6 protein-coding genes are annotated in these 11077 nt (G+C 37.6%); 1 reads left to right on the top strand and 5 read right to left on the bottom strand.

Annotated features, from left to right (window positions below; all coding sequences use genetic code 11):
- Window positions 1-96 precede the first annotated feature (96 nt).
- Entirely contained in the window at window positions 97-918 is an 822-nt protein-coding gene (locus tag HWX04_RS04425) for an outer membrane protein (RefSeq protein ID WP_175869002.1), read from the top strand.
- A gap of 1383 nt (window positions 919-2301) precedes the next feature.
- On the opposite strand, the gene HWX04_RS04420 is transcribed toward HWX04_RS04425, so the two are convergent.
- The 5 genes from HWX04_RS04420 to HWX04_RS04400 form a co-directional block, all read right to left on the bottom strand.
- A complete protein-coding gene (locus HWX04_RS04420) occupies window positions 2302-3186 on the bottom strand; it encodes a metallophosphoesterase family protein (protein WP_175869001.1) in 885 nt (294 codons plus the stop codon).
- An 898-nt stretch (window positions 3187-4084) separates the two neighbouring features.
- Window positions 4085-6181, bottom strand: coding sequence for a glutamine amidotransferase (locus HWX04_RS04415; protein ID WP_175869000.1), 2097 nt, complete (start codon window positions 6179-6181; stop codon window positions 4085-4087).
- On the bottom strand, window positions 6178-8976 hold the full coding sequence (locus HWX04_RS04410; RefSeq protein WP_175868999.1) for a DUF4159 domain-containing protein: 2799 nt from the start codon (window positions 8974-8976) through the stop codon (window positions 6178-6180). The genes HWX04_RS04415 and HWX04_RS04410 overlap by 4 nt, the downstream gene beginning before the upstream one ends.
- On the bottom strand, window positions 8973-9884 hold the full coding sequence (locus tag HWX04_RS04405) for a DUF58 domain-containing protein (protein ID WP_175868998.1): 912 nt from the start codon (window positions 9882-9884) through the stop codon (window positions 8973-8975). The genes HWX04_RS04410 and HWX04_RS04405 overlap by 4 nt, the downstream gene beginning before the upstream one ends.
- A complete protein-coding gene (locus HWX04_RS04400; protein WP_175868997.1) occupies window positions 9885-10916 on the bottom strand; it encodes an AAA family ATPase in 1032 nt (343 codons plus the stop codon). It lies immediately after the preceding gene.
- Window positions 10917-11077 lie beyond the last annotated feature (161 nt).

The raw sequence follows: 11077 nt of genomic DNA, 5'->3' as shown, positions 1-11077 counted from the left end.
TTTTATAACTGTGTCATTTTTGCTATAGATTTCTTTCAAAAAGTGTGAAACGATTAACTATTATTTACGTTCACATTAGCTTTTAGGGGAGCAATTATGATTACAAAGTATTTAATCCCAATAACTATATTTTCTTTCATTTCAATTTCTGTATTACAGGCAGCGGATATCTTTGTTCCTGAACAGTCCGTTCCTGTTATTACAGCGCCTGCTTTTTCTTGGACAGGATTTTATCTTGGAGGACAGATCGGCAACTTTTCAAGTAAAGTAACTGCAAATTATTTTAAAGATGAGACATGGAATCCAGTTACAAAAGAGAATTTACTTAAACTTTCTGGTTTTATCGGGGGCGTTTATGCAGGTTCCAATGTTGATATCAATAATGGTTTTATTATAGGTATTGATACGGACATTATGTGGCTTGATAAAGAGAATACGAAGGATATTCCTATACCGAAAAAAAATCAAACTGGAGAAATATCAAAATCTTCAAAAAGAGCAAGTCTAACAAGAGCTTCTGATGAAGATGAAACTCCAGCGTTGCCTATTGAGGCTATACATCATACTTTAAAACAAAAATGGTCTGGTGCTACACGGGTGAAAGTTGGTTTTGCGATTGATCGTATGATGCCTTATGTTTCTGGAGGAGTTGCTTATACGGAGCTTCAGAATGTTTTTTCGGCAGTAGCTGATAGCAAAAGTAGAGCAGTTGATCTTTCTGATTGGTTGCATGATGAAAAAAAGACCATGATTGGTTATACTCTTGGAGGGGGCGTTGATTTTGCAATGACTGATAATGTTATTGTGCGCGCAGAATATCGTTATTCAGATTTCGGCAAGAAGAAGTTTATAGATGATAAATATGAACTGAGCTACAAGACAAACGATTTCCGCGTGGGTGTAGCTTATAAATTTTAATTTTTTTCAAAATTAAACAATTTAAAAGCCTCATTTGAAATGAGGCTTTTATTTTTCAAATAGATAATGTAAAATACTATTTTACGCAGAAGAGACACTGTTTTATTCGAATAATAGTTTTATTTATAAAGATAATTCACTATTTTCATGTGCAATGAGAGGCCTAAGTATCATAAGATTATCTCATTTCAAACCTATTCCACGTTGAAACAATCAAAACCATGTCTTTTATACGTTAAAAGCGGGGAGGACTGTGAGTATAAAAACATTAAAGAAACAATAAAAATTCTTTTTATAAACCGTCTCAAGTGTGGAGAGCTAACGCAGCATTGGGAAGAAAAGTGTTGTTTTATGGTAGCGATTTTTTCTTCATAAACGAGAATATGGTGCTTAATGGACTTTATCATTAAACCATTCATGGGGGACGTCGTGAAATGGATTCGGGTAGAAAAGATACTTCTTTAAAACAAACGCATGAATTAGCAAGCCAATGGTATTCTGTTTTATTTGAAAGACCTCTCATACAATCGACTTTTCTGTTTAAAGAGCATAAAATTACATCCAAAAAATAACTCAATAATAATAAAAATTCATATTATAATTTTTTTATTATTGGATATTTTATGCTTTATTATAGATAATAATACAGAGTAATAGATAATTATTAAGGAGTATTATAAAGTGCTTTATCGGAAAAAATGGATAGCAAAATAGGAATTTATCGAGATATAAAAAACATTATTACTGGTGCTTATTATTGAAATAGAATATATTATTTTTATAAAAGTTTAAATGTGCGATAATAACTATCACATATAATAGTGGAAGATCATTTCAAATCTATTTATCATAAATCAATTAACATCATTTGTTTAATGAATGACAAGGGGGGATTATTAAAATTATATGTTTTAGTTGTTATTGAGCTTTTTATCGTCATTGATATCGAGCTATAAAAGCTAAATGAGCTTCTCTATTATCTTATAAAATATCATGACTATAGCGCTATGAGGATTTTGCCTATGAGAGGTTTAGGGGCGATGAAATGCAAAGCAAGATTTTTAGAACTTTGTGAAGTAAATCATATGTACAATCGCAGGTAGAATCTGTGCGAAAAGAATCCAGATTATTTATAAATCAGATAGGGTAGAAATCTTCGTCCTTGAGAACGAGAAGGAAGTAAATCAATGACTTTGTAAAGTCAGTCACATAAATGGGGTTAGCCAACGGGGCTCTTTGAAAGAAATTGATCTATCAACAAAGAAGGTAGAACTTTATCTTTTTAAGAGGATGAGGCAATAAAATTATTATTTATGAAAGGGATATGAAGTGAAAATATTTTCGCTTTAGGTTGTTTTGGTAACTTTGGATATGTTTAAGCATTTAAAGATTAATTGTTTCATTACAGGCCATCTCGTTTTGGGGGTTGATAATGCTATAACGTTGCAACTGACAGTGCCATTGATTTTGTAAGCGTTCAATGGAAAATAAATTAAAGCCTGCGGGTGGTTTTTTATCACCAAAAGCTTGTGATGCGGAAGGAACACCAACAATAGGAATTTTTTTAATTGGTCCTTCAATCCACTTCAATGTGGGTAAATGAGTATGTCCGTGCAGAATAAGTTCGCAACCGTGATGTTTGATAACGTCTAGAAAACGTTTTATATCCCGTAGTTTTTTATGCCAAGAGGTTGCCTTGGGAAAAGGGGGATGATGGATCATGACAACACGAAAAAGGTTGCGCTTTGCTGCTTCATTTAAAAGGTGCGGTAACGTTTGCGCTTGCATTTTACCAAAATAACCAGAAGCTTGAAAAGGGGGAGTTGCGATGGCTGAAGAAGCAACTATGATGGCGACATCTTCGCGAATACGCATATAAGGAAAGGCACTTTTTTGAGGCACATCACCTGTGATCCAAGGTTTAAAGAGAGTACATGCTTTTTGGAAGGCGCCGCGGACATAGGCATCATGATTTCCAAATGTTAAAGAAATGTCTTGAGCTTGTCCCAAGTTAAGGAGCCAACGACGAGCTTGTTCAAATTCCTTATCGAGAGCAAGGTTCACAAGATCACCAGAGATCACAAGGTGATCAGGCTTTGTTTTATTCAAGGCATCTATTAAAGTTTCCAAGACATCTGTTGCCATTTGATTCTTACGTTTTTTTTGCCAATTTAAATAACCGGTCAGACGTTTTCCAGAAAGTTCAAAAAGGGTAGGTTTCGGGATAGGGGAAAGGTGTATATCGGATATATGGGCAAGATGAAACATAAAAGCTCGTAGAATATTAAAAACGATTTAAAGAAAAAGCATAAGATAAGTTGGTGCTTAAAGGCAAGAAGGATTGTAAAATGAAAAATAGCTTTTGAAAGTATGAGAAAATTCTTTGGAGAATTGATGCTGTATTATATTTCTTATAACAAAGGAAAGCATAATACAACAGACCATTTTCGGCAACCAATATGTCTTTTGTATGATAGGATAAACTTTAAAATGATGGTCAGACGTTTTAAGATCTTTAAACAGCTTTTATACGACAACATATTATCATAAAAAATCTAATCACTCAGTATAAAATGCAAAAGAGTGTATTGTATTCATAAGAAATTTTTATGGTTTTGCGTTGTCATATATGCTTTTAAGGGGAGATGTTTTTCACGCAAAACAGAGCACCTCAAGAGGAATATCCCAAATAAAATATCATTGTGTTGTACACGCACATATTTTTTTGAAGAAATATTTCCCAATGCGCTTGATTCCATTTCATGAAAGTTCTTCAATGCTATGAAAAGTCTTGTTTATAAGGCTTATTCATGCACCACCCTCTTTATACTTATACAAGGTACTAACCAAAACTATCATACTATCCCGTCCCAACTTTATAAAAATCCTTGCTTTAAGAGGATTCGTAAGAGAAATTTCACTCTCTTTATCAATGTTTTTTATTCATACGTCCCCCATTCTGATGATGTGCAAGAGAATGATTTTCATTGATTTAATATGGAAAGGATTACAAGAAAGGAAAATCCTACTGAGAATAATGGCTCGATATGAAAAAAAGATAAATTATCCATTATAACTCAATGTCTTATCTAATTATAAAAAAATAAGTAAATACACAAAAAGATAAGCTTAATTTTAAAATTACTCTACAAAATCTCAGGATTTTTTAACGGCCTTCACGATACCACATGCTGCTCAACAGTAAGAGGCAAACAGGCAGTGCAAAAAAACCAGAAAATATTGAAAAATAAGAGGTATTAATTAAACGCGTTTCTGTAGCTTCTTTCAAAATAATTGAATGTGCAGGGGAAGATGACAAGCTTATTTTTGATTGAATCAGCTTGAGTGGAGGAAGATGAATATTTTCTTTTCCATCAGGGTGTAAACGCCCAATATAGCCACCCGTGTGCTTAATGATAGGGGCTAATTTTTCTTGTGTTGAAATTAAGTCAAACAATTCAAGATTATCGAGCATTCCTACAGAAGACAGTATTGTTAAATCGCCATTTTTAATGGTAAAAATCCCTGTCTCATCAGTGGCTATAGTTGCAGTGAAGAGGCCTTCTTTCTCTTGAGTAAGGGCGATCTTTTGTTTTTTTCCAGAAGGAAAAGTGATTTCAGCAGGTTCTAGATGATCTTTCAGAGTTTGGCGGCGAATTGTTAAATGATGATGGCTGCTGGTCGCGCTTAGTTTTTCTTCTTCAAGTTCTGGTTCTTTCATGAGCCAATGAGCAATTCGGCGATAAAGAGCCGCATAAGGACCACCACCTTCAAACCCTCGTGCCCAAAGCCAACTTTCATCGGAAAGCAACATGCCTAAACGCCCTTTATCAACATGGGAAAGAAGTAAAAGGGGGTGTTCATCGGCTCCTTTCATGAGAGCTGTACCTTTGTATGCATCTTGAATAGCAATTTGTCGCAGCCATTGCCCCCATTGAGAAGCTGGAAGGTTAAGCGAGGCAAGATCCCTTGTTACAGGATGGCGCTCACCTTCTTTAGTTAATGCGGGGCGCAAAGGTTTTTCAATAATAGCGCCATTAGGCAATGCCGGTAAAATGCTTATTAAAGGTGTTTTCGCAAGTGAGTTTTTTTGAGTAAATTCAGGTCCTGTTACCATCAGCAATGCACCCCCCTTTTGTACATATTGGGCGATATAATCATAATAGATTAAAGGCAAAACAGCAGAGTGCTGGTAACCATCAAGGACAATGAGATCAAAGTTATTAATCTCTTCAACAAAGAGTTTTTTTGTGGGAAAGACTACTAAGGATAATTGGCTTAAGGGTGTATTATCGGTTTTGGTAGGGGGACGCAAAATAGTAAAGTGAACAAGATCAATATTGGAGTCACCTTTCAAAAGGTCACGCCATGTCCGTTCTCCATTATAAGGGGCGCCTGAAATAAGAAGAACGCGTAAATTTTCTCTAATTCCTTCAATGGTTGTTATGGCGCGGTTGTTTTCACCGCTTAGTTCATCTTTGTAAGGTTCAGTTGTCGCTTGGATAATATTTTTTTCAGCATGGGGAAGAGTAATTTCAGTTTGAAAAATAATACCAGGAGTCACAGAATAATGGCCAACTTCTTGTCCATTGACGCTGAGTGTAATATTGGCTTTTTGTGGTATTGTTTTTGGGCGGATTCCTTGATCTTCTACCAAAATGGAGAGCCTTTGTGGTTTATTGACAAGGGCAAAGCGTGGAGGAGAAATAAACTTGATTTGACGATCAAATTCATCTGAGCGTCCTGTGATCAGAGCATTAAGAGGTGCTTCATGATGAAGATCTGATAGCTCAGGAATGTCATGCACTTGTCCATCAGTGATAAAAATGGTTCCTGCATAACGAGAGGGTGGTACATCAGAGAGTGCTTGTGTTAAAGCATCAAACAAATTCGTTGAAGGGGCATATTGATTATCAGCAAGTTTTCCAGCTTCAATAAAACGTGGTTCAAATTGTGGATAATGTGCCAATGTTTCGATTAATTGCGCGCGCGCTTCATCACTGTCGTTTATCCGTTTTCCAAAAGTTTGGCTTTTACTGCGGTCAATGACAATGCCTACCGTACTTTTCAGAGGCTCGCGCTGTTCTTTGATAATCATTGGATTGAGCAAAGCAAGGATGAGGGCGCTTAATGCCATCAGACGAAATAAAGACCCTTGACGCTGTGTAACAAGACCAACAACAATAAAAAGAATGGGTATTCCGCTTAACAGCAGAATCCAAAAGAGAGGTAAAAAAGGCTGAAAAGTGAAAAGTGAGTTCATTGCCTTCTTTCTCTTTTAAAGCGTTCCAAGAGTGCTGGAACATGAACTTGGTCTGCTTTATAGTTTCCAGTAAGCACATAAAGGACAATATTTAAGCCGGCACGAAATGCCCTTAGACGTTGCATTGGATCATTGGGAACAAGGGGATATTTCCATGTTCCTTTTTCATCGAGTGCCCAAGCACCGGCAAGGTTATTTGCGGTAATGAGCAGAGAGCTTACATTATCGCCAGAGCTAAGAGAATTTTTATTTTTTTTGTTTGCTGATGAGGATTCAACCCATAAAGGTGAACCACGGTAGAGACCAGGAAAATCTGGCATAATATAAAAAGAACGAGCAACAACATGATCTGTTGATGCGGGTTCAATGGACGGGATGTTTAACCCTTTTAAGATGGTTTGTAATCTTTGCGTTTCTGGAGTGGCAGCTCCTTCAAGGGTAAGATTGCTCTTTATCTGATCGCGCGTGTCAAATAAAATGGTTCCCCCATGCTTCATAAAGTTATTTATTTTTTCAAGGCTTTTGGAAGTTAGTATAGGACTCTTAACATCAATGGGCCAGTAAATAAGAGGATAAAAGGAGAGTTCATCTTTATCGAGATCAAGTGCCTTAACAGAGCCGGGGGTAAGCATTGTACGCTCTGCGATAAATTGGCTTAAGGCCTCTAGACCATTTTTACTCGTTGTATCAATTTCATGATTGTTGGTTATAACGTAGGCAAGATGTGTTGCACCAGCGGCTTGCACACTATCATGATGATTTTCTGCCGTTTGTGCCTGAAGCGTTGGATCATATGAAAACAGGCCAATCAGAATGATGAGAGGGGGGAGAAACAGGTTCCGTCGTTTATTAAAAGAAAAAATATCTCCCATCCATAAAATGAGAAAATTATCAAAGGCGAATAATAAGAGGGCTAATCCTAAAAGGATACCGATCAGATTTTTTTCTTTTGTATCATAAGATAAAGGGTTCTTATTAAGAGAAGTTGGCAATGATGATTGTTTCATCAAGCGCGATGAATAAGTTAAGAGATTGAGCGCATAAAAATCGTTTTTGACACCATAAAGTCCTGGGGGAGTATGATAGGAAGGATGGGGTGGATTTAGAGTATCACAGATCAGTGGAACAACATCAGAGGGTGGTATTTGTAATTGTCCATTAGCGGTTATAGTTCGCCAAGGTTTTTGTACCATTGTTCTTTTTTCTCTGTGTGTTAGGTTGGTGTTTTCAAAAGACCCTAATGTGATTAGTTTTTGCAACATTTGTGCAAAAAAGCCAGAAAGAGGAAGATTCGACCATGTAGGATCAGGAGCAACATGAATGAGAATGAGGGTTCCTTTACCATGTTTTGCTGCGGTAATAAGAGGAGTTCCATCTGAAAGGCTAAGCCACGTTTTTTCGAAAAGATCTGGGGTTGGTTCTGCGAGGATTTGGCGCGAGACAGTGATATCTTCTGGAAAAGGAAGATCAAAGAAAAAGCTATTTTTTGCAAAAGGGGCAAGCTTTTGTGGCTTCGTCCAAGACATAATACTGCCAAGGGAACGTTGCCCTTGACGCAGCGGTACAGGAAGAAGACTATCGTAATGTTCTGCACCACTGAGTTTTTCTCCTGCAAAGCGGATGAGTGTTCCCCCTTTGTTCACAAAATCAGAAAGCCTTTTTTCTGCTTTTTCAGGGATATTAACCATGTCGCCCATAATGAAAACAGATGGATTTTGTTTAAGCAAATGATCAATATCTGTTGAAAGTTCTCTTCCACCAGAAGTTATAAGCTGTGTATGACCTCGTAATGCTTTGATAATATAATAAAATGGAGCAAGTAAAGGCTGTGCCATTTCATTGGTATCGGGGGAGAGAAGAGCAACACGTCTTACTCTGCTATGGCTATCTACTAAGAAAGTTGCAGCGGCATGATTTTGGTTATTGATTTTTATCCAAGCGATATCGTTGCGCAGTTCAAGGGGGACATCAAAAGGAACAAGAGCTGTTGTTTCGCCTTCAGAGAAATTTTTCGTAAATTGACCGAGAAGTTGGTTGTTTGAATCGTAAAGGCTGAGTGTAGCGGACATTGTGCCGTCTGTTGTTGAGCGAATAATACGCGCGACCATATTTCCCTCGTTATTTTCTATGGATGTTATGCCAACTAAATCGGAAATGTCAGCCAAATACCATAAAAAGTTTCTAGGTTTTAATTCTTCAAGGAGAGCAAAAGTTTGCTCATCTTCATTTGTTTGTAATCCATCACTTAAATAAGCAATATCAAGAGGTTTTCCGTTGTTTATTTGACTAAGTTTTTTTAAGGACTGCACACGGTTGACAGGCCAAGGACGCGATTGCAAATGCATTAAATACTGTTTTATAACCTTTGCTGGTTGGGGTTCCTCGTTGGAGATATCATTTTCAGCCGTTGCAACAAGATAAATATTTTTTTGCTGTTTTTCTGCCTGTGCAAGGAGCATTTCAGCGGTAGAGATGCGTTTTTTCCATTCTTTTACAGTTGCCCAACCATTATCAATAATGAGTGCAAGGGGTTGAGATCCAGAAAAGCTTATTGATTTTTGATTCAAAGTGGGGCGGGCTAGAGCTATGATAACAAGTGCGGCTATGGTTAAACGCAACAAGAGTAACCACCAAGGGGTATGTTTTGCTGTTTCCTGCTGATGAGTTAGTTTGGGTAAGAAACGTAAAGGAGGAAAGAGCTCTTTACGCGGAGAGGGAGGGGTTATCCGCAACAGCCTCCAAATAACCGGTAGAAACAAGAGCCCTAATAACAGAAAGGGAGCAGCAAAACTCAAAGTGCCCTCCTTTTTTGCAATGAAGAGTCACTCATTGTATTTGCAAGATGTAAAATAGTTTCTGTTAAAGGTTGATCCGTTGAACTGACGTGATAAGACCACCCTTGGCGTGCGCAAAAATTTACCAACTCTTGTCGCCGTGCTTGATATAGCTTACAATAGCTCTTACGAAGATTTTCTGCTTTTCCAAAAGTGTATTTTTCTTTTGTTTCAGGATCAAAAAATTCTGTATGACCTGTGTAGGGGAAGTTTTCTTCTGCGGGATCAGCAATTTCAATTAAATGAGCTGTCACCTGTTTTGTCGATAAAGAAGCTAAATGTTGGATGGTTTTTTCAGGATGGTCGAGAAAATCACTCATTATAATGGCATGTGAAAAGCGCGTAATCGTTGAAAAATCCGGAAATGAATTTTCATCTAAATGATTTTCTAAAGCAAATGCTATTCGTTCTACGATATTGAATGTCGTTGTGGGGGGCATTAAATTGGGAATAGCAATATGTTCGCCGCACCGTGCAAGAAGTGATGCCAAGGCAAGGGTCAAAATGATGGCATGATTGCCTTTAGAAATTTTAGAAAAGCGCGAACAGTAATGCATCGATGCGCTCTGATCAGGCCAAAGCCAAACGGTTTGTGTCATTTGCCATTCGTGCTCGCGTAGATATGTATTTTCATCACGCGCTGAGCGACGCCAATCAATGCGGGTAATGGATTCTCCTTCCATATAGGGACGAAACTGCCAAAAATTTTCTCCATGACCGCGTTTGCGTTGCCCATGCCATCCGGTTATCAGTGTATTGGCAATATGACGTGCTTGTAAAAGGAAATATGGCATTTTGCCATTATCCTTATACAGCTCTTTTGCCAGCGACAATGGAGGTTTTTGTGAAACTTTTTTGCCAATAGCCATTTAAAGAGCATCTTTCACAAGGTTATTGATAATATCTTTTACGGTTATACCTTCAGCACGAGCAGAAAAATTAAGAGCCATTCGGTGTTGTAATACGGGATAGGCCAATGCCTCAACATCATCAAGCGAGGGGGCTAAACGCCCATAATAAAGAGCACGAGCGCGAACACAAAGTGAGAGGGCTTGTGATGCGCGCGGACCGGGTCCCCAAGAAACATAAGTATTGGCAAGGCTATTGTCTTTATCAGGGCGGGCTGAGCGGACAATTCTTAAAATAGCTTCGATTACATTTTCTGAAAGAGGCATTTTGCGAACAATATTTTGAATTTTTTGCAATTTGGGGGCGGATAAAATTGCTTTTGCATTTGATTTTTTTTCTTTTGTTGTTTCTAAAATGATCTGCCGCTCTGTTGTAAGATCAGGATAGTCAATATCAATTTGCATCAAGAAGCGATCGAGTTGAGCTTCAGGAAGTGGATAGGTCCCTTCTTGTTCGAGAGGATTTTGTGTTGCAAGAACATGAAAAGGTTGTGGCAAATCATAACGGGACCCTGCAACAGTCACATGATATTCCTGCATAGCTTGTAAAAGAGCTGACTGTGTGCGTGGAGAGGCACGATTGATTTCATCGGCCATGAGAAGTTGCGTGAAAATGGGACCTTGAACGTAGCGAAAAGAACGCTTTCCCTCTTTATCGGAATCCATAATTTCAGAACCGATAATATCTGATGGCATTAAATCTGGGGTAAATTGGATACGTTTTTCATCAAGCCCTAAGACGGTTCCCAATGTTTCAACAAGACGTGTTTTTGCAAGCCCTGGAACGCCGACAAAAAGAGCATGACCGCCAGCAAAAATAGCCGTTAAAGCATATTCAATGACATGACTTTGCCCAAAAATAACTTTGTCAATTTCTTGTTGTATAATATCTAATTCTTTGTGTGCCGTATCAATATCCTCAATAATGACTTGGGCCTCATATTTAGTATTAACCTTTTCCACAGAATGAGATGCTGGATCACGGTGACTCATATTTTTTCCTTAAGGCATTTGTCGCAAAATAGTAATTTTTTCTGTATGATAGTGGACATCTTATTGTTTGTAACAGAAAATGAGAAGAAAAGAAGTATCATAAGCCGTTTTTTCATATTCGTATATAGATAGAGGAAAGTTTCTTTGAAAGAAAAAGGCAT

It is taken from the genome of Bartonella gabonensis (assembly GCF_903679515.1).
GTDB lineage: Bacteria > Pseudomonadota > Alphaproteobacteria > Rhizobiales > Rhizobiaceae > Bartonella > Bartonella gabonensis.
Note: the sequence above shows the minus strand (reverse complement) of the source record. Positions and strands in the feature narration are given on the sequence as shown.

Bases quoted from the DNA above. Each gene is read 5' to 3' on its own strand.
- HWX04_RS04420 (WP_175869001.1), bottom strand. From the start codon at position 3,186: ATGTTTCATCTTGCCCATATATCCGATATACACCTTTCCCCTATCCCG.
- HWX04_RS04415 (WP_175869000.1), bottom strand. From the start codon at position 6,181: ATGAACTCACTTTTCACTTTTCAGCCTTTTTTACCTCTCTTTTGGATT.
- HWX04_RS04405 (WP_175868998.1), bottom strand. From the start codon at position 9,884: ATGGCTATTGGCAAAAAAGTTTCACAAAAACCTCCATTGTCGCTGGCA.
- HWX04_RS04400 (WP_175868997.1), bottom strand. From the start codon at position 10,916: ATGAGTCACCGTGATCCAGCATCTCATTCTGTGGAAAAGGTTAATACT.
- HWX04_RS04425 (WP_175869002.1), top strand. From the start codon at position 97: ATGATTACAAAGTATTTAATCCCAATAACTATATTTTCTTTCATTTCA.